Raw genomic sequence first — 17,579 nt, forward strand, 5'->3', positions numbered from 1 at the left:
GGGCTTCGGTCGGCGCGATTCTCCCGTTAGGGCCTGCTGATGACAAAGCGACTTGGAGCGTGGATCGGCCGCTCCGTATCTCAGGCGATGGCACGTGGCGCGCTGGCGGCGACGCTTGTGGTGTCGGTGGCTGGCTTGCCGGCCAATGCGGTCGCCCGGGACACCTCCGGCATGACTGCCGCGGTGGGAACCATTCGCGTGGCAGACCTGCCCAATGAGGCGCAGCGCACGCTGGCACTGATCGAGCAGGGCGGTCCGTTCCCCTATGCAAAAGATGGCACCACGTTTGGCAACTATGAACGACGTTTGCCTGCGCAGCGGCGTGGCTATTACCACGAGTACACCGTGAAGACGCGGGGCGCTCGTAACCGCGGCGCCCGGCGCATCATTTGCGGCGGCGATCAGCAAGCGGCCAACGACTGCTACTACACGGAAGATCACTACAACAGTTTTCAACGGATACAGCGATGACGACCAACATGTTTGGGCTGGACGACTCGCTCACCGCACGCGATGAGCGCGTGGCCCGCGAGGCGTGGCACAAGGCGCAAAATCTGTACGACGGTGTGGTCGGGATGCAAGCCCTGGGCGCACGCGTCGGGGGGGCGGCCAAGTTGCCTCAAAGCGCACCGCAGAACATCATGACGCAGGACAACACCCAGACGGACGACGACGGAGGCCGCGAAGACGCCATGAACCTCTTCAAGACGGTGCGTCCGAATATCGTGCAGTCGATCCGCGCGTTTCGTGTGGCGGATCTGGCCGAATCGGCGGCCAGCCTTGGCCAGCATTTCCTGTACGCCAACTGCGCGGCCGCGACCACCAAGAGCGAAGTGCTTGACGTGATTGCGCGTGAGTTCCTGTTCCCGAAGCATTTCGGCAAGAACTTCGATGCTCTGGCCGACTGCCTGACCGACATGATCTACAAGGCCGGCCCGCAACCGGGTTTTGTGATCGTGCTGGAGGGTCTGCCGTGCCAGCCCAAGTTCGACAAGGAAGCGCGTGAAGTGCTGCTTGACGTGTTCCGCGACGCGGCCGAATTCTGGGCCGAGCGCAAAGTTCAGTTCCGCGTGTTCTACTCGTTCGCGTGAATTTGCCCGCCCGCCGGTTGATCGGCGTTGCAACAAAAAAGCCCGCACATGCGGGCTTTTTTGTTGCCGTGCGAAAGCCCAGTGGGGCGTGTCAGCTTGCCCGCTTGTTGCGGCGAATCCGGTCAAACCACACCGCCAGCAGCAGAATGCCGCCGCGGATCAGGTACTGATAGAACGTCGGCACGTTCATCAGGCTCATTGCGTTCTGCACCGAGCCCATGATGAGAACGCCGACCAGCACACCGGATACGGTCGCCACCCCGCCCGTGAGCGACACCCCGCCCAGCACGCAGGCCGAGATCACGCCCAGCTCAAGCCCGACCGACGTTTTAGGATCGCCCAGGCTCATGCGCGAGGCCAGCATCACGCCGGCAAAGCCCGTCACCAGACCCTGCAGGACGAACACGGCGATCTTGATGCGCGTGACGGGCAGGCCGGCAAGCAGTGCGGCTTCTTCGTTGCCGCCGACGGCGAGCACGTTCTTGCCGAACACCGTCTTCTTGAGCAGGAAGCCGAACAGGGCGAACCCGACGATGTTGCTCCAGATGGGGTAGGAAATGCCGAGGAAGGATCCGCCGCCCAGGTCGAAGAAGCTCTCTTCGGAAATCATCACCGCGTCGCCGTTGGACGTGATGAAGGCGAGGCCGCGCACGACTTCCATCATGGCCAGCGTGACGATCAGCGAGTTGATCTGGTAGCGCGCCACCAGCACGCCGTTGACGAGCCCGACCAGGCCGCCCGCCAGCACGCCGGCTCCGACGCCAAGCACCACGCTATGGGTTGCGGTGATGAGCGTCGATGCCACCACGCCCGCGAACGCGACGATGGAGGCGACGGACAAGTCCACTTCGCCGAGTGCGAGGACGAACATCATCGTGACCGAGATGGAACCGATCAAGGTGACGGAGAGCAGCAGGCCCTGGATGTTGCGACTGCTGACGAAGCCCGGCACCGTGAAGGCCAGCGCGGTGAACAGCAGGAGGAACACCACGACGATGCCGGAACGGTTGACCAGTTCCCACGTGAGCGCGGCACGGCTGGGCATGCCCGGGGCAGCCAACGGCGCGCCGCCCGGCACGGATTCGGTGGATGGCGTTTGCATAGGGTCGGTTTCCATGAAGGCGTGAAGCGCGCGCTAGCGCGGCAGCGCAAGTTTGATGAGGGTGTCGGGCGAGGCGTGCTCTCTGGGCAGATCGCCGACGATGCGGCCTTGCTTCATCACGAGCACGCGGTCGGCCACGCCGATGACTTCCGCCAGGTCGCTCGACACGACGATGACGGTGCGGCCCGCCTCGGCCAGGCCGTAGAGCAGGCTGTAGATTTCGCTGCGGGCACCGACGTCGATGCCGCGCGTGGGCTCGTCCATCAGGAAGACGTCGATGTCTTCGGCAAGCCAGCGCGAGAGGATCACCTTCTGCTGATTGCCGCCCGACAGCTTGCCGATGGGTGTTTCACCGTTGCGCGTCTTGATGGCGAGCTTGTCGATGAACGACTGGGTGGTCCGCGCTTCCTGCCGGTTGTTCAGCACGCTGAAGCGGCTGAAGTGGCGCCGGCAACTGATGTTCAGGTTGTCCGAGACCGAAGCGATGGCGACGATGCCTTCCTGCTTGCGGTCTTCCGGGCAGAGCGCGACACCCGCGCGGACCGCATCGCGCGGCGAGTTGAACTGGACGCGCTTGCCGTTCAGGCGAATCTCGCCTGCCGTGGGCTTGACCGCGCCGTAGAGCAGCTTCATCAGCTCCGAGCGCCCTGCGCCCACCAGCCCGAAGAAGCCGACGATTTCGCCTGCATGCGCCCGGAACGATGCGGGTTCGCTCAAGCCGGGCCCCATCAGGCCGCGCACGTCGACCTTCACGCCGCCGAGTGGGCGCGGCTTGTAGCCGTACACGTCCTGGATCGAGCGGCCGACCATGCAGCGGATGAGCCGTTCGCGATCGAGGTTCGCGCCGGCGTTGAACGTGTCGATGTGCCGGCCGTCGCGGAACACGGTTACGCGATCGCACAGTTCGTACACCTCTTCCATGCGGTGCGTGACGTAGATGACCGCGCGGCCCTCGGCCTTGAGTGCGCGAATGATGCGGAACAACTGCGTCGTCTCGCGTGAGGAGAGCGAACTCGTGGGTTCGTCGAAGGCGATCACGCGCGCGTCGCGCATCAGCGCCTTGCCGATTTCGATCATCTGGCGCTGGCCGATCGACAGATGCTTGACGGCCTGGGTCGGATCGAGCTTCTCGCCCAGCCGTTCCAGTTCGCGCAGCGCGCGGGCGATCAGCGTCTTCTCGTCGAGCACGCCAAAGCGGTTGGGCAGCGCGCCGAGCATCAGGTTTTCTGCCACCGTCAGTTCAGGTACGAGGTGCAGTTCCTGATAGATGATCGCGATGCCCGCCGCAATGGCCGCGCGCGTGTTCGTGAACTGCTGCGGCACGCCGTCGAGCGACAGCGTGCCGTTCTCCGGTTGGTTGACGCCCGATAGCACCTTGAGCAGCGTCGACTTGCCCGCGCCGTTCTCGCCCATCAGGCCGTGCACTTCGCCGCGGCGGATGTCGAGCGAGACGTGGTCGAGCGCCAGCACGCCAGGAAAGCGCACGGTGATGCCGTCGAGCTTCAGATACGCGCCAGCGGAAGCGTCGGGAGGACCGCTCGCATCAAGTGATTGGACTGTCATCGATTGCCTTTTTTTCGCTGCCCTTGGCGCTGAACCGGTTCACGGTCCGTAGCGAGCGGCCCGAGGTTGGCCTGAGAAGCGCAGTCGTACATGGGTACGGCGAGCATCGCAAGGTCAAGTTCGAGCCGCGCAGTAGGATCGTGAGCCGGTTCTCAAATGCCCAGTTCCTTGCGCACCTCTTGCCAATTGCTGCGCACCATCAGCTTGCCGGTGGTCTGCGTATCGGCCGGGGGCTGCTTGCCGGTCTTGATCCAATTGACGAGGTTTGCAGCACTCTCCTTGCCGTGGCTGGTGGAGCTGACGGCAATCGTGCCAAAGAAGCCCGTCTGCTCCTTCTTCTGGAATTCGGCAAACGCCTCGCCGGCACCGTTGATGCCGACGCCGATCACATCGGCTGCGGGAATGTGAAGTTGCTCGGTGGCACGGACGCCGCCCAGCACGCTCTCTTCATTGAGCGCGAAGATCACCCACTTCTTGATGTTGGCATGCTGGGCCAGCACCGGCGATGCCGCATTGAAGCCGCCTGCGTCGTCGGTCGTCTTTTGCGGCGCGTCGAAGATGTTCTCCTTCTTGAAGCCGCCGGCCAGCAGCGTCTGCGTAGCGCCGTCGGTGCGCAGCTTGGCGGTGGGCAACTCGTAGTTGGTGATGCGCAGCGCGCCCACTTCCTCGGGCTTCCAGCCGCGGCGCTTCATCTCGTCGGAGATGGCCTGGCCGACCTGGTTGCCGATCTTGAAGGCCGACATGCCCAGGTGCGGCACGTTGGCCAGCGGCTTGCCAGACGAGTCGACGAGCTGATCGTCGACCGTGACGAACTTCATGTTGTAGTGCTTGGCGCGTGCCGAGATGGCCGGCCCCAGGCGCACGTCGGGTGCGCAGATCACGAAGCCCTTGGCACCTTGCGCGCCCAGGTTGTCGATGGCGGACAGCACTTTTTCGCCATCGGGCGTGCCGATGTTCACCACCGAAAAGCCGTTCTTCTGACCAAGCTCGGTGGCGGCTTTCTGCTCGTTGATGAACCACGCCTGCTCCGGCATCTTGACCAGGAAGCCGATCTTGAGCGGCTCGTCGGCGTGGGCGGGCAGGCTGGCGGCCAGCGGCGCCAGGCACAGGGTGGCTGCCAGGGCGGACAGGGTCAGCCGGCGAAGTTTGCGTTGCATGGTTGTCTCCTCGTTGGAATGGCTCTGATGGCACTACGTAAGTCGGGCGCGCTTCATGGCACGAACGGGTCAATCAGATGGCGCCGGCCGAGCAGCATGGCGTCGGCGACGTGCTGCAACGGGCGGACATCCACATCGCTTTCACCACGGGCGATCAGCTCGAGAAAGCGCGCGTAGAGACTCGGGTATTCGCGTTCGGGGCCGACGTCGATTTCTGCGCCGTCGATGGTCAACTGCTTGCCGCCCTGGGCGAGCCGCAGGGTGCCGTCGCGCGTGGTCACGTCGATCTGCCAGAGTTCGCCCGCGTCATGGCGCCAGTCGAATTCCGCCGCGATGGCCGTGCCGCGTTCATCGGTGAAGGCGAGGTGGGCGGCAATCGGCGTCTGCTGATTGGCGGGCACCCACAGGTCGGCCGCCGTCAGAAAGAACGCATGCGGCAGCACGCGGGTCAGGATCGACAGCGCGTTGATGCCCGGGTCGAATACGCCCAGGCCGCCGGGTTCCCAGATCCATGCCTGGTTCGGGTGCCAGCGGCGCACGTCTTCTTTCCATTGCACGTTGACGGAGACGATGTCTCGGCTTGCCAGCCACGCCCGAGCGGCCTCGACACCGGGCGCGTGGCGCGAGTGCCAGGAGGCGAACAACGTGCAGCGGTGCTGCCGCGCCAGATCAGCGAGGATCGTCACTTCCGACACGCTGGCGCCGGGAGGCTTCTCCAGCATCACGTGCTTGCCTGCGGCGAGCGCCGCGCGGGCCTGGGCAAACCGCACCTGCGGCGGCGTGCACAGCGACACTGCCTGCAGCGCGCGTTCGTCTGCCAGCATGGCCTCGAGCGTCGTGTAATGCGGCAGGCCCTCAACGCGCGAATGCGGGCTGGCGCAGGCCGCAAGCGTAAAACCCGGCTGCGCGGCGAGCGCAGGCAGATGCTGGTCACGCGCGATCTTGCCAACGCCGACGATCCCGATCGAAACCGGATGGAGTTCACCGTGCATGGCTATCGCCCCCAACGCAAGACCAGCGGGTCAAGCCGCCGGGCAATGTCGATCAAGCCCCGGCGCGTGTCGGGATGCATGGCCGGCAACGGATGCCGTGATGCCTCGCAGGCAATCACGCCGCCTTCCTTCATCAGCGCCTTGGCGGCCAGGATGCCGGCCTGCCGATTCTCGTGATTGATGAGCGGCAGCCAGCGTTGATACAAATCGAACGCCAGATCCTGCTGCCCTTGCGCGTGCGCCTCGATGATCGGCCGGATGCCGTCGGGATATGCGCCGCCAGTCATGCTGCCCGTCGCGCCGGCATCGAGATCGGCCAGCAGCGTGATGGCTTCTTCGCCGTCCCAGGGGCCTTCGATGGCGTCGCCGCCAAGGCGGATCAGCTCGCGCAGCTTGGCCGCCGCCCCGGGCGTTTCGATCTTGAAGTAGGCCACTTGCTCGATCTCGCGGGCCACGCGCGCGAGGAACGCCGCAGACAGCACCGTGCCGCTGGCCGGCGCATCCTGGATCATGATCGGAATACCCACCGCATCCGACACGCGCGCAAAGAACTCGTAGATCTGCGTTTCGGGCACGCGGAAGGTGGCACCGTGGTAGGGCGGCATCACCATCAGCATGGCGGCGCCCATGTCCTGCGCCCGGCGGCTGCGTTGTGCGCAGACCTGCGTGCTGTAGTGCGACGTGGTGACGATCACCGGTACGCGGCCTGCCACGTGTTCCAGCGCGGTGCGGGTGAGCACTTCGCGTTCGTCGTCCGACAGCGAGAACTGCTCGGAGAAATTCGCCAGGATGCACAGGCCATCGGAGCCGGCGTCGATCATGAAATCGATGGCCCGCTTCTGGCTGGCCAGGTCGAGTTCGCCAGTTTCCGTGAACGTGGTGGGCACCACCGGAAAGATGCCTCGGTAGCGTGGCTTGCTGTTGCGGGTCATGAAGTCGTGAAGTCGTGAAGTCGGGAACGGGTGTCAGGAGAGGTGCTGGCGTGCGCCCAGCACGGTGCGAACGACGAACGTCATCACCACGGCAAATGTCAGCGCGGCGGCAAGGAAGTACAGGCCGGCAGACAGGCTGCCTGTGGCGTTCTTGATGATGCCCATGCCATAGGGCCCAAGGTAACCGCCCAGGTTGGACAGCGAGTTGATGGTCGCGATGCCCACGGCGGCGCTCGTGCCGGTCAGGAAGTGTCCCGGCAGCGTCCACAGCACGGCCTGGATTGCATAGGCGCAAAACGCGAACAGGCAGAGGCAGGCCAGTTGCAGCGCGGGCGCTTGAACCCAAGCGCTGGCCGCCATGCCGAGCGCGGCCAGCGCCGACAGAATGGCGATGTGCCAGTAGCGCTCGCCCGTGCGGTCCGAATGACGCGGCACCAGGTACAAGCCCAGCACGGCAAACAGATAGGGCACCGCCGACAGCAGACCGGTGGCGACATCGCTCACGCCAAACTGCTTGATGATCGTCGGCAGCCACAGCGAGAGGCCGTAGATGCTCAGCGGAAACGGCAGAAACAGCAGCGCCAGCATCAGCACGCGCACATCCTTGAGCGCCTTGAGCGGGCTGCCGTGCGACTTCAGCGCATAGGCGGCCTGGTCTGCGGCCAGCTCACGTTCGATCCACGCGCGGTCTGCAGCGGGCAGCCAGCGCGCATGCGCGGGGGATTCCGGCAGGATACGCAGCGTCGGCACACACAGCAGCGTGGCCGGCAGGCCGCTGACCACGAACAGCGTTTGCCAGCTCGACATGCCAAAGAGCCCCGGCACCGACAGCAGCCACCCCGCCATCGGCCCGGTGATGATGAGCGCGACGGGTTGTGCCAGCACCAGCAAGCCGACGATGCGCGCACGATGGCGCATCGGAAACCACTTGGTCAGGAAATACAGAATGCCGGGGTACAGGCCGGCCTCGGCCGCACCGAGCAGGAAGCGCAGCACGTAGAAACTGACCGGGCCGCTGACCAGCGCCATGGCCATGGTGATGACGCCCCAGGTGAACAGAATGCGCGCGAACCAGCGGCGTGCGCCAAAGCGTTCGAGTGCCAGGTTGCTCGGCACCTCGCACAGGAAATAGCCGATGAAGAACAGGCCCGCCCCAAGCCCGTAGGCAGCATCGCCGATGCCCACTGCCGCGTTCATGTGCAGCTTGGCGAAGCCGACTACGGAGCGATCGATATACGCCACCACGTAGATCAACGCGAGGAACGGCATCAGCTTGCGCGCGAGCAGGCGGATGATGCGCTGCTCCTCCGATGCATCGGCCGAAGCCGGAACGGCGCCTGCGGTTTGAGAGATGTCCATCGGTCTTTCCCCCGCTCAGTGCGAGTGGCGCGGCACGGCGGCGCCACGGCAGCCGACCAGGAAATCGAGGTCGCAGCCCTCGTCGGCCTGGAGCACGTGATTGACGTACAGGCGCTGGTAGCCGCCGCCTTCACCATGGGAGCGCGGCGCCTGATAAGCCGCCATGCGGCGTGCAAGTTCGGCGTCGTCGATGTCCAGGTGCAGCGTACCGGCCTCGCAGTCGAGTTCGATCCAGTCGCCGTCCTGCACCGCGGCCAACGGCCCGCCAGCGGCAGCTTCGGGCGCGACGTGCAGCACGACCGTTCCGTAGGCGGTGCCGCTCATGCGCGCGTCGGAAATGCGGACCATGTCCTTCACACCCTGGCGCAGCAGCTTGGGCGGGAGGCCCATGTTGCCGACCTCGGCCATGCCCGGATAGCCCTTCGGTCCGCAGTTCTTCATCACCAGCACGGAGCTGGCGTCCACCTCCAAGGTCTCGTCGACGATGCGTTCCTTGTAGTGCTCGAGGTTCTCGAACACGACCGCACGGCCGCGATGCCTGAGCAATTCCGGACTGGCCGCCGACGGCTTGAGCACCGCACCGCGCGGCGCGAGATTGCCGCGCAGCACGCGAATGCCGCCATCGTCGATCAGCGGCTTGGTGAGCGGCCGGATGACTTCGTCGTCGGTGATGGGCGCGTTCTTGACGTTCTCCCACAGCGTCTTGCCGTTGACCGTCAGCGCATCGGGGTGCGGCAGAAGCTTGGCCTCGCCAAGGCGCCGCAGCACGGCGGGCAGACCGCCGGCGTAATAGAACTCCTCCATCAGGAAGCGCCCGGAGGGCATCAGGTCGACGATGGTCGGGGTGTCCCGGCCGATGCGCGACCAGTCTTCCAGCTCAAGCGGCACGCCGATGCGCCCCGCAATCGCCTTGAGGTGGATCACCGCGTTGGTCGAGCCGCCAATCGCCGCGTTGACGCGGATGGCGTTCTCGAATGCAGCGCGCGTGAGGATCTTGGACAGCGTCAGCCCTTGCAGCGCCATCTCGACGATGCGGATGCCGGACATGTGCGCCAGCACGTAGCGCCGCGCGTCCACTGCCGGAATGGCGGCGTTGTGCGGCAGCGAGGTGCCGAGCGCTTCGGCCATGCAGGCCATGGTGGACGCCGTGCCCATCGTGTTGCACGTGCCGGCCGAGCGCGACATCCCCGCCTCGGCGGACAGGAAATGATGCAGGTCGATCTCACCCGCCTTGAGCGATTCGTGCAGCTGCCACACCGCCGTGCCCGAGCCGATGTTCTTGCCGTCGAGCTTGCCGTTGAGCATCGGCCCGCCCGTCACGACGATCGCCGGCACGTCGCAACTGGCCGCGCCCATCAGCAGGGCGGGCGTGGTCTTGTCGCAGCCCGTGAGCAGCACCACCGCGTCGATCGGGTTGCCGCGAATCGCCTCTTCCACGTCCATGGCCGCGAGGTTGCGCGTGAGCATGGCGGTCGGGCGCAGGTTCGATTCGCCGTTGGAGAACACCGGAAACTCCACCGGAAACCCGCCCGCCTCGTAGATGCCGCGCTTGACGTGTTCGGCCAGCTTGCGGAAATGCGCGTTGCACGGCGTCAGTTCCGACCAGGTATTGCAGATGCCGATGATCGGGCGGCCGTCGAATTCGTGGTCGGGGATGCCCTGGTTCTTCATCCAGCTTCGATACATGAAGCCGTTCTTATCGGCAGTGCCGAACCATTGGGCCGAGCGCAGCTTGGGTTTCGATTCCGACATGGGTGCGTGTGTCACGGACGTGGTTGTCGAGGCGCGCGCGTCGACCGGCAGCGCGGCACTTGCAGGCCGCGCGGCACGTCCGTTGTCTCCGGTGTGGTTGTGGTTTTTTGATCGGACCGAGTGTACGGAGCGCCCTGATATCCTTCCAATGAAATATTGGCCCTGACCGATATCCGATTTGATATCCCGAGGAAGACCCGATGTCGAACAGCCCCTGGTATGTCCGTGCGCGCCTGAAGACGCGACAACTGCTGTTGCTGATCGCCCTGGCCGAGGAGGGCAACATCCACCGGGCGGCCGCCGCGCTCAACATGACGCAACCCGCCGCCTCCAAGCTGCTGCGCGAGCTAGAGGCCATGCTCGATGTGCAGTTGTTCGAGCGCATGCCGCGCGGCATGCGGCCCACGCGCTATGGCGACGCGCTGATCCGGCACGCGCGCGCAGTCGTCGGCAGCCTGGACCAAGCGCAGGAGGAAGTGCTTGGACTGAAGGCCGGCCACTTGGGGCATGTGGCAGTGGGCACCATCACCTCGCCGGGCGTGCGGCTGTTGCCGCCGGTGGTGGCGCAGATCACGCGCGAGCATCCGGGGCTGCGGGTGTCGCTTGAAATCGAAAGCAGCAACGTGCTGCTCGAACGCCTCGCGCAGGACAAGCTCGACCTGGTGGTCGGCAGGCTGTTTGCCGAGCACGACAAGCTGCACCTGCGCTACGAGCCGCTGGCCGACGAACCGGTGGTTGCGGTGGCGCGACCTGGGCATCCGCTGCTGGCAGAACCGTCGCTGACGCTGGCCGATGTGCAGCCCGCCACCTGGGTGGTGCCGCCCATCGGCAGTGTGTTGCGTCACCGGTTCGATCTGATGTTCCAGCGGGAGAGCCTGACGGCGCCGTCCAGCGTGGTCGAAACCTCCGCGCTGCTTTTCCTGACGCGCATCCTCGAGCAGAGCGACATGCTCGCCGTGATCGGCACCGATGTCGCGCAGTACTACGCGTCGTACCGCATGCTGGCGATTCTTCCGCTGGCCATGCCGTGCCAGATGGACGATTTCGGCATCATCACGCGCACGGACCGCTTGTTGTCGCCGGCGGCCCTGCATGTGGTGCAGGCGCTGCGCGATGCGGGCCGAACAGCCTACGGCGCGGCTTGATCGCCCTCGTAAAAAAAGCCCGCAATTGCGGGCTTTTCTCTGTGCAGCGATGACGTTCAGGCTGCCGGTACGGCGCCCTGCGGCGTGAGGTGATTGACCGCTTCGGGCAGGCCTTCGGCAAGCTGGCTGGCGAGATCGCCCTCGTTGATGCCGAAGTTGGCGGCCAGTTTCGACACCTCCTCCAGCGCGCCCGTGCCGCTCAGTGCCTGCGTGATCTGTTCGCCCGACACCGGCAGGTTCTGACCATTGCCGATCCACGATTTGACCTGTTCGCCCAGACCGGCTTGTTCCAGGATTTGCTGCAGCGGCCCAAGGCCACTGACCGCCGCCTGATCCGCATTGACGCTGCCGCCGCCCAGCAAACCGCCGAGCAGACCGCCCAGGCCACCGGCTCCGCCTGCACCGCCGAGCAGACTGCCCAGCGCGCCTGCACCGCCTGCCGCACCGAGCAAGCCACCCAGCGAGCCGAACAGGCCGCCGCCCTGATCTTCCTGCCCCTGCGGCGCGGCTGCATCGCCCGCGCCTTGCGACTTGTGCTTCATTGCCAGGTAGGCCAGCACGCCCACGGCCAGCAGCACCTTCTTGTTGCCCAGCAAGGACGATTGCGCGCCGCTGGCGTCATTGCCGCCGCCGAGAATCGAATCGAGTAGACCCATGATGAAGCTCCTTTGGTCAATGGCGGGCACGGGGGAAAGGCCCGCCGGGGGATCAAACGGTCAGTGTTTCGTCGTCAGAACTTAGAACTCGCCGAGCACGGCGTGCAGCGCGGAGACGGCAACAAGCGCCGCCGATTCCGTTCTCAGAATACGTCGCCCGAGTGTCAGTGGTAAGAAACCGGCAGCCTCGGCAAGCGCTTCTTCGTCGGGGGAGAGGCCACCCTCGGGCCCGATCAGCAGGACGATGCCGTTGCCTTCGATGTGCGTGCGCGACTGCACCGCCCACTGCGTGAGCGACTGTGTGCCGCGCGGTGACAGCAACACGCGCGGCGCGTCGGTCGACTTGGCGGCGGCAAGCCACTCGCGCAGCGTGGCGACCGGCGCGACCACCGGCACGCGGGCGCGGCCGCATTGCTCGCAGGCGGCTTGCACCAGTGCTTGCCAGTGCTGCACGCGCTTGGCGGCACGCTCGCCGGAGAGTCGCACCACGCCGCGTTCGGTCTGCAGCGGCGCGACGGCATTGACGCCCAGTTCGACGGCCTTCTCGATCAGCCAATCCATCTTGTCGCCACCGGCAATGCCTTGCGCGAGCGTGATGGCGTAGCGCGCTTCGGTGTCGGGCTGCGTGGCGTCGGCAAGGCTGGCAGTGGCATCGCGCTTGTTGATGGCATCGAGCCGCGCACGGAATTCGTGGCCGGAGCCATCGAACAGGCAGACGTCATCGCCGGCAGCCAGGCGCAGCACGTGGATGTGGCGCGTAACGGCCTCGGGCAGCGTGACGCTGGTGTTGGGGGCGAGCGGCGTGTCGACGAAAAAACGGGGAAGCCCCATTACAGCAATCCTTGTGGTGAATCGGTCAGGCGAGCAGACGATGGCGCGATCAGGCCGCGGCGGGGCGGCAGGCGAGGCCCCAGCGGTAGCCATCGGGGTCGCGCACGGCGGCGTAGCGTTCGCCCCAGAAAGCATCGTGCGGCGCCATGATGGACGCGGCGCCCTGGTCGAGCGCGTGCTGGTACACGGTGTCGACGTCGTCGCAATACAGGTGGAAACTCTGCGGGCATTCAAAGCCGGCGCCCGCGGGGGCTTTGGCGGTGGAGCCGAAGACGCCTTCGGGCGCGAACATCAGCATGAGCTGGCCCTGGTACGTCATCTCGACGTGGATCGGGCGGCCATGGTCGTGCACCTCATCCTGCACACCAAAACCGAACGCGTTGCGATAGAAGGCGATGGCGGCCGAGGCGTCGCGCACGGTCAGGTACGGGACGAGCCACGGCGTGTTGGCGGGGCGGGGGAAGCTCATGGCGGGCTCCTTCTTCGGCGCGATGCAAACAGGGACGAGTAGTGTAGAGCGCCGGCCGCACCACAATCAAAAAGAAATCAAAACACCTCGCCTGCCGCCGACTGGTTGCGCGGCCGCCCGCCGCTGCGCGCCACTTCATCGACGAGCCATTGGCGGAACAGCGCAAAACCTGCGTGCTCGGCCGCCTGGTGCGGGTGGATCAGGTAGTACGACAGGCGCAGCGACGCCTCAGTCGCCAGCGGCCGCATCAGGCGCCCGGCGGCGATGTCGTATTCGACGAGGATGCCCTGGCCGAGCGCCACGCCTTGGCCGTCAATGGCGGCCTGCAGGGCCATCAGCGCCTCGGAAAACGCGGGCCCGCGCGTGGCGTCGATGTGCGCGACGCCGACTTCGTCCAGCCATTGCCGCCACGTCGGATGGTGCGCGAGATGGCGTCCGCCGCGCTCGTGCAGCAGCGTCTGTGTGGCCAGGTCCTGCGGCATCCGGATCGCGGCCTGCAGCGTGGCGTTGCATACCGGAAAGAAATCGGTGGAGGTGAACCACTCGACGCGCAGGTTGGGTGCATTGACTTGCCGGTCGTCGATGCACAGATCGAACTGGCCGTGGTCCTGCACGTCGGCGGTCGACACCTCGACGCGCACGTGCGGGTGCTGGTTGAAGAAGCGGTACAGCCGCGGCACCAGCCACTTGGCGCCGAAGGTTGGCGGCACGGCCACGCGCAGGGGCGCGTCGGCGGTGTCCATCAATAGGTCGGTGGCCTGTTCGAGCGCGCGCAGCGCATCGCGCACGCGGGGCAGGTAGTTCTCGCCGGCGTCTGTGAGCGTGAGCTGGTTGTTGCGGCGCGCGAAGAGCTTTTTGCCCAGATGATCTTCGAGCTGCTTGATCTGGTGGCTGACGGCGGCATTGGTGACGCAAAGCTCGTCCGCGGCTCGGCTGAAACTCAGGTGACGGCCCGCGACTTCAAAGACGCGCAATGCATTAAGGGGAGGGAGGCGCCGTGGCATGCGTTCTCGTTAAGAAAAATTTAACGTCTCGCGAAGAATTTGTAGTTTGCCACGTTAAGGCGGCCCCGACTACAAATGCGCCTGGGGACGGTGACGATGCCTGGTGTGTGCCTCCAGCGATCTCAAACCACGCGACGGACCGGACCCCGCCTACAAAAACATTCCAGGAGACGTCATGAATCGAACCACCGCTGTTCGCGGGACGCTGGCGTGCGCGCTTGGGCTCACCTTCGCGCTCGCTGGCTGGACCGCTCCCGCCCTCGCACAAACCAACGTCACGCTGTACGGCCGCGTCGCCAGCGGCATCGACTACCAGAACAACGTCGCCCCCACCGCGACGTCGCCCGGCGGCAGCCTCTGGCGCGCCGCCGACAACCAGTGGGGGACCAGCATGTTCGGGTTCATGGGCAAGGAGGATCTCGGCGGTGGCCTGCAGGCCGTGTTCCGGCTTGAATCCGGCTTCGGTGCAGCCCAGGGCAAAACCAACGGCGATGCGCTCTTCAACCGCCGTTCGTACGTCGGCCTGTCCAGCCCCACCTGGGGCACGTTGACGGCCGGCAAGAACCTCTTCATCAGCAACGACGTCTGGTTCCTCGACCCGACCGGCCAGCAGTTCATCGGCTCGGCCACGCTCGTGCGCGGGCGCAACTGGCCGGGCGCGAACAACATCGTCGAATATCAAAGCCCGACCTGGGGCGGCTTCCAGATCGGCCTGCAGACGGGCCTGGGCGAACAGCCGGGCTCGTTCACGAACAGCCGCCGCGATGGCGTATCCGCCGTCTACACGGCCGGCCCGCTGGAAGTGCGCGCGATCTATGACGTGATCCGCGATGGCAACGGCAAGTTCAGCGACATCTTCAACTTCTCGAAGGAAGCGACGATCGGCGGCACATACACCATCGGCAAGGCCAAGCTGTTTGCGGCGTATGAAAACCTGTCGGCGCCGGATGCCGCGGCGGGTGCGCCGACCAAGGCGAACCACTACTGGCTGGGCATCAACTATGAAGTCACGCCGGCGCTGACGCTGATCGGCGCGGCCTACCGCGTCAACGTGAACCACGGCGGCGGCAACGCCAACCTGTTCATGGCCGGCGCGAACTACAACCTGTCCAAGCGCACGATGCTGTACGCGAGCGTGGGCACGGTGCAGAACAGCTCCACCGCCAATTTCTCGGTGGAAGCGACCAACAACAACCCGGCCCCGGGCAAGAACCAGCTGGGTGCCTATACGGGTATCGTTCACTCGTTCTAAAAACCGCTCATGATCGTGGTGCGCACCCCCAAGATTGACCCCGCGATGCTGCCGTTTCCGGACGACGTCCTCATGAGCGGCGGCAGTTCTCAAGTCAACCTGGGGCCGCCCGCTGCGGCTCATGGATGGTTTTAACCCGGGCCGTGTCCCAAGTCACACCAAGCAATGCCACGCATGAACATCCTCACCATCGATACCGGTACCACCAACACACGCGTTACGGTCTGGCGCGATGACGTTGCGCTTTGCCAGGCTGCGCGCCAGGTTGGCGTGCGCGACACCGCCATCACCGGCAACCGGACGACGCTGCAGCGCGGCGTGCAAGACACGATTGAAGCTGCGCTGCAGAAGGCCGGGTTCGGCATGAGCCAGGTCGACTTGGTGCTGGCGTCCGGCATGATCACCTCCAACGTCGGCCTGCACGAAGTCCCGCACCTGATGGCGCCGGCCGGCCTGCGCGACCTGGCGGCCGGGATGGTGCAGGCAAGCATCCCCGAGGTGTGCGCCCAGCCGATCTGGTTCGTGCCGGGCGTGCGCAATCCGGTGGACAACCTCGGCCTGCACAACATCGAGTCGATGGACATGATGCGCGGCGAGGAGGTCGAGACCATGGGTCTGGTCTCGCGTCTGGGCATCACGGAACCGGCGGTGATCGTGCTGCCGGGGTCGCACTCGAAGTTCGTGCATCTGGACGCCGACCAGCGCATCACCGGCTGTGTGACGACGCTGGCTGGCGAACTGCTCCACGTGATCACGCACAACACCATCCTGGCCGACGCGCTCGACTCCGACTTTGCCACCGAGGTCGATCCGGAAATGTTGCTCTCCGGCGCGCGCAGCGCCAGCAGCATCGGGCTGGGGCGTGCCTGCTTCATGGTGCGCACGCTGGGACAGTTCACGATCTACGAGCGCAATGCGCGGGCCAACTTCCTGCTGGGCGCGGTGCTGGGCGCGGATCTGCTCACGCTCAAGAACAGCAGCGCGATCCGCATGAATCCGGGCACGCAGTTCGTCATCACGGGCAAGCCGCTGCTGCGTGAAGCGCTGGCCGTGCTGGTGTCGGACGACGATTTCTTCTCGGGCAAGGTCACCGTCACCAGCAGTGAACAGCAGGAACACCTGGCCGGCAGCGGCGCGATCGCCATCGCACGCGAGCGCGGCCTGGTCAAAACCTTGAAGGTGGCGTGAGCCTGGCGCACACGCCACTCCTCTTTCATCCAACGCAGAACAGATGCCGCAACGACGGCATCGCAAGGAGACAACATGCAACAACAACGACGCGGGACATTCAAGGCCATTGCGGCCGCCACGCTGTTTGCCATGGCCGGCGGCCTTTCGGTGTTTGCCCATGCCGCCGATGACGTGAAGATTGGCTTCCTGGTCAAGCAGCCCGAAGAGCCGTGGTTCCAGGACGAATGGAAGTTCGCAGACCAGGCTGCCAAGGAGAAAGGCTTCAAGCTCGTGAAGATCGGTGTGCCCAGCGGCGGCGAAGTGCTCACCGCCATCGACAACCTGGGCGCGCAGCACGCGCAGGGTTTCGTGATCTGCGTGCCCGACGTGAAGCTCGGACCGGCGGTCGTCGCCAAGGCCAAGCAGAACAACCTCAAGCTGATGACGGTGGATGACCGGTTGGTCGACGGCGCAGGCAAGCCGATCGAGTCTGTGCCGCACATGGGCATCTCGGCCACGAAGATCGGCGAACAGGTGGGCGACGCCATCGCGCAGGAGATGAAGAAGCGCGGCTGGAACCTGTCGGAAGTCGGTGCTATCCGTATCGCCTATGACCAGCTGCCGACCGCCAAGGAACGTACCGACGGCGCCGTCGCCGCGCTCACCAAGGCGGGCTTCCCGGCCGCCAACGTGCTGACCAGCCCGCAGGCCAAGACGGATACCGAAGCGGCCTTCAACGCCGCCAACATCACGCTGACCAAGAACCCGAAGTTCAAGCACTGGATTGCCTTCGGCCTGAATGACGAAGCGGTGCTCGGCGCTGTGCGCGCAGCGGAAGGCCACGGCGTGAAGCCGGCCGACATCATCGGGGTGGGTATCGGCGGCAGCCAGTCGGCACTCAACGAGTTCGCCAAGCCCGAGAAGACCGGCTTCTTCGGCACCGTGCTGATCAGCCCGAAGCGTCACGGCTACGAAACCTCGGTCAACATGTACGAGTGGATCAAGAACAACAAGGCGCCGGACCCGCTCATCCTGACCAGCGGCCGCCTGATGACGCGCGACAACGAAAAGGCCGTCCGCCAAGAGATGGGTCTGTGATCTTGC

The 17,579-nt window shown here is 65.5% G+C and carries 17 protein-coding genes; 6 read left to right on the forward strand and 11 right to left on the reverse strand.

Annotation, left to right across the window (positions count from 1 at the left end):
• Positions 1–39 precede the first annotated feature (39 nt).
• Together ABIC76_RS13415 and ABIC76_RS13420 are read left to right on the forward strand one after the other, a co-directional pair.
• Positions 40–471 carry a ribonuclease gene (locus ABIC76_RS13415; RefSeq protein WP_354534274.1) on the forward strand — a complete coding sequence of 144 codons (432 nt, stop codon included), beginning with the start codon at positions 40–42 and terminating at the stop codon, positions 469–471.
• On the forward strand, positions 468–1,091 hold the full coding sequence (locus tag ABIC76_RS13420; RefSeq protein ID WP_009241534.1) for a barstar family protein: 624 nt from the start codon (positions 468–470) through the stop codon (positions 1,089–1,091). The genes ABIC76_RS13415 and ABIC76_RS13420 overlap by 4 nt, the downstream gene beginning before the upstream one ends.
• 91 nt (positions 1,092–1,182) lie before the next feature.
• Here the strand turns inward: ABIC76_RS13420 and araH are convergent, their stop codons facing one another.
• From araH to ABIC76_RS13455, 7 genes are all read right to left on the reverse strand, one after another.
• Positions 1,183–2,193 (reverse strand): L-arabinose ABC transporter permease AraH, encoded by a 1,011-nt coding sequence (gene araH / locus ABIC76_RS13425; protein WP_354534275.1) that lies wholly within the window; start codon positions 2,191–2,193, stop codon positions 1,183–1,185.
• A gap of 33 nt (positions 2,194–2,226) precedes the next feature.
• On the reverse strand, positions 2,227–3,756 hold the full coding sequence (gene araG / locus ABIC76_RS13430; protein WP_354534276.1) for an L-arabinose ABC transporter ATP-binding protein AraG: 1,530 nt from the start codon (positions 3,754–3,756) through the stop codon (positions 2,227–2,229).
• Between the two features lie 152 nt (positions 3,757–3,908).
• Positions 3,909–4,913, reverse strand: coding sequence for an arabinose ABC transporter substrate-binding protein (locus ABIC76_RS13435; protein ID WP_027680380.1), 1,005 nt, complete (start codon positions 4,911–4,913; stop codon positions 3,909–3,911).
• Positions 4,914–4,966: 53 nt separating this feature from the next.
• On the reverse strand, positions 4,967–5,905 hold the full coding sequence (locus ABIC76_RS13440; protein WP_102066825.1) for a Gfo/Idh/MocA family protein: 939 nt from the start codon (positions 5,903–5,905) through the stop codon (positions 4,967–4,969).
• 2 nt (positions 5,906–5,907) lie between these two features.
• The gene (locus tag ABIC76_RS13445; RefSeq protein ID WP_354534277.1) at positions 5,908–6,837 is read right to left on the reverse strand and encodes a dihydrodipicolinate synthase family protein; all 930 of its coding nucleotides are present in this window, start codon (positions 6,835–6,837) and stop codon (positions 5,908–5,910) included.
• A 33-nt stretch (positions 6,838–6,870) separates the two neighbouring features.
• On the reverse strand, positions 6,871–8,196 hold the full coding sequence (locus tag ABIC76_RS13450) for an MFS transporter (protein WP_354534278.1): 1,326 nt from the start codon (positions 8,194–8,196) through the stop codon (positions 6,871–6,873).
• Positions 8,197–8,211: 15 nt separating this feature from the next.
• On the reverse strand, positions 8,212–9,948 hold the full coding sequence (locus tag ABIC76_RS13455) for an IlvD/Edd family dehydratase (RefSeq protein WP_354534279.1): 1,737 nt from the start codon (positions 9,946–9,948) through the stop codon (positions 8,212–8,214).
• Positions 9,949–10,148: 200 nt separating this feature from the next.
• Between ABIC76_RS13455 and ABIC76_RS13460 the strand changes: the two genes are divergently transcribed.
• A complete protein-coding gene (locus tag ABIC76_RS13460; RefSeq protein ID WP_206274296.1) occupies positions 10,149–11,093 on the forward strand; it encodes a LysR family transcriptional regulator in 945 nt (314 codons plus the stop codon).
• 56 nt (positions 11,094–11,149) lie between these two features.
• Here ABIC76_RS13460 and ABIC76_RS13465 read toward each other — a convergent pair whose 3' ends face one another.
• The 4 genes from ABIC76_RS13465 to gcvA form a co-directional block, all read right to left on the reverse strand.
• Positions 11,150–11,749 (reverse strand): YidB family protein, encoded by a 600-nt coding sequence (locus ABIC76_RS13465; RefSeq protein WP_354534280.1) that lies wholly within the window; start codon positions 11,747–11,749, stop codon positions 11,150–11,152.
• Between the two features lie 81 nt (positions 11,750–11,830).
• Positions 11,831–12,580 carry a 16S rRNA (uracil(1498)-N(3))-methyltransferase gene (locus ABIC76_RS13470; RefSeq protein WP_354534281.1) on the reverse strand — a complete coding sequence of 250 codons (750 nt, stop codon included), beginning with the start codon at positions 12,578–12,580 and terminating at the stop codon, positions 11,831–11,833.
• 49 nt (positions 12,581–12,629) lie between these two features.
• A complete protein-coding gene (locus ABIC76_RS13475; protein ID WP_354534282.1) occupies positions 12,630–13,049 on the reverse strand; it encodes a VOC family protein in 420 nt (139 codons plus the stop codon).
• Positions 13,050–13,126: 77 nt separating this feature from the next.
• Positions 13,127–14,053 carry a transcriptional regulator GcvA gene (gene gcvA / locus ABIC76_RS13480; protein WP_027680389.1) on the reverse strand — a complete coding sequence of 309 codons (927 nt, stop codon included), beginning with the start codon at positions 14,051–14,053 and terminating at the stop codon, positions 13,127–13,129.
• A gap of 175 nt (positions 14,054–14,228) precedes the next feature.
• Between gcvA and ABIC76_RS13485 the strand changes: the two genes are divergently transcribed.
• From ABIC76_RS13485 to ABIC76_RS13495, 3 genes are all read left to right on the forward strand, one after another.
• Positions 14,229–15,305 carry a porin gene (locus ABIC76_RS13485; RefSeq protein ID WP_102066817.1) on the forward strand — a complete coding sequence of 359 codons (1,077 nt, stop codon included), beginning with the start codon at positions 14,229–14,231 and terminating at the stop codon, positions 15,303–15,305.
• A gap of 174 nt (positions 15,306–15,479) precedes the next feature.
• Complete coding sequence (locus ABIC76_RS13490) at positions 15,480–16,493, forward strand: 2-dehydro-3-deoxygalactonokinase (protein WP_027680539.1); 1,014 nt, start codon at positions 15,480–15,482, stop codon at positions 16,491–16,493.
• 75 nt (positions 16,494–16,568) lie between these two features.
• On the forward strand, positions 16,569–17,573 hold the full coding sequence (locus ABIC76_RS13495; RefSeq protein WP_147215933.1) for an arabinose ABC transporter substrate-binding protein: 1,005 nt from the start codon (positions 16,569–16,571) through the stop codon (positions 17,571–17,573).
• The last annotated feature ends 6 nt before the right edge of the window (positions 17,574–17,579 follow it).

The organism is Ralstonia sp. 1138 (assembly GCF_040544795.1).
Lineage (GTDB): Bacteria > Pseudomonadota > Gammaproteobacteria > Burkholderiales > Burkholderiaceae > Ralstonia > Ralstonia flatus.

Coding starts and splice junctions, on each gene's coding strand:
- ABIC76_RS13415 (WP_354534274.1), top strand. CDS start 40: ATGACAAAGCGACTTGGAGCGTGGATCGGCCGCTCCGTATCTCAGGCG.
- ABIC76_RS13420 (WP_009241534.1), top strand. CDS start 468: ATGACGACCAACATGTTTGGGCTGGACGACTCGCTCACCGCACGCGAT.
- araH (WP_354534275.1), bottom strand. CDS start 2,193: ATGCAAACGCCATCCACCGAATCCGTGCCGGGCGGCGCGCCGTTGGCT.
- araG (WP_354534276.1), bottom strand. CDS start 3,756: ATGACAGTCCAATCACTTGATGCGAGCGGTCCTCCCGACGCTTCCGCT.
- ABIC76_RS13435 (WP_027680380.1), bottom strand. CDS start 4,913: ATGCAACGCAAACTTCGCCGGCTGACCCTGTCCGCCCTGGCAGCCACC.
- ABIC76_RS13440 (WP_102066825.1), bottom strand. CDS start 5,905: ATGCACGGTGAACTCCATCCGGTTTCGATCGGGATCGTCGGCGTTGGC.
- ABIC76_RS13445 (WP_354534277.1), bottom strand. CDS start 6,837: ATGACCCGCAACAGCAAGCCACGCTACCGAGGCATCTTTCCGGTGGTG.
- ABIC76_RS13450 (WP_354534278.1), bottom strand. CDS start 8,196: ATGGACATCTCTCAAACCGCAGGCGCCGTTCCGGCTTCGGCCGATGCA.
- ABIC76_RS13455 (WP_354534279.1), bottom strand. CDS start 9,948: ATGTCGGAATCGAAACCCAAGCTGCGCTCGGCCCAATGGTTCGGCACT.
- ABIC76_RS13460 (WP_206274296.1), top strand. CDS start 10,149: ATGTCGAACAGCCCCTGGTATGTCCGTGCGCGCCTGAAGACGCGACAA.
- ABIC76_RS13465 (WP_354534280.1), bottom strand. CDS start 11,749: ATGGGTCTACTCGATTCGATTCTCGGCGGCGGCAATGACGCCAGCGGC.
- ABIC76_RS13470 (WP_354534281.1), bottom strand. CDS start 12,580: ATGGGGCTTCCCCGTTTTTTCGTCGACACGCCGCTCGCCCCCAACACC.
- ABIC76_RS13475 (WP_354534282.1), bottom strand. CDS start 13,049: ATGAGCTTCCCCCGCCCCGCCAACACGCCGTGGCTCGTCCCGTACCTG.
- gcvA (WP_027680389.1), bottom strand. CDS start 14,053: ATGCCACGGCGCCTCCCTCCCCTTAATGCATTGCGCGTCTTTGAAGTC.
- ABIC76_RS13485 (WP_102066817.1), top strand. CDS start 14,229: ATGAATCGAACCACCGCTGTTCGCGGGACGCTGGCGTGCGCGCTTGGG.
- ABIC76_RS13490 (WP_027680539.1), top strand. CDS start 15,480: ATGAACATCCTCACCATCGATACCGGTACCACCAACACACGCGTTACG.
- ABIC76_RS13495 (WP_147215933.1), top strand. CDS start 16,569: ATGCAACAACAACGACGCGGGACATTCAAGGCCATTGCGGCCGCCACG.